Below are 446 nucleotides of genomic sequence, written 5' to 3' on the forward strand. Positions count from 1 at the left end.
GCGGCAAGACCATTGTCGCCGTGGTCTCAGGCGGCAATTTCGATTTCGAGCGGCTGCCGGATGTCAAGGAACGGGCGCTGCGCTTCGAAGGCCTGAAGAAATACTTCATCATCCGCTTCCCGCAGCGGCCGGGCGCGCTACGCGATTTCCTCGAAATGCTGGGTCCGGACGACGATATTGCGCGCTTCGAGTATCTCAAGAAATCGGCGCGCAATTTCGGCTCCGTGCTGATCGGCATCGAAACCAAGGACCGTCGCAATTTCGACCTGCTCAAGGCAAACTTCGAGGCCGAGGGCGTCCAGTATCAGGACATCACCGACAACGAGACATTGGCGGGCTTCATCATATGAGCGCAAAGGTCTTCATCGCCCTGTTTTCCGGCATCAACGTCGGCGGCAACCGCATCGTCAAAATGGCGGAACTACGCTCCTTCTTCGAGGATCTCG

The 446-nt window shown here is 57.8% G+C and carries 1 protein-coding gene and 1 pseudogene; both read left to right on the top strand.

The genetic code is table 11. The annotated features are described in order from the left end of the window. Nucleotides 1–350 (top strand): annotated as a pseudogene (locus tag ACWTU8_RS32700) (threonine dehydratase); the annotation flags it as partial. Beyond that, nucleotides 347–446: DUF1697 domain-containing protein (locus ACWTU8_RS32705; RefSeq protein WP_455851362.1), on the top strand; the 100-nt coding region annotated here is incomplete at its 3' end. The pseudogene ACWTU8_RS32700 and the gene ACWTU8_RS32705, both read left to right, overlap by 4 nt.

Source organism: Mesorhizobium sp. BHbdii, assembly GCF_053848045.1.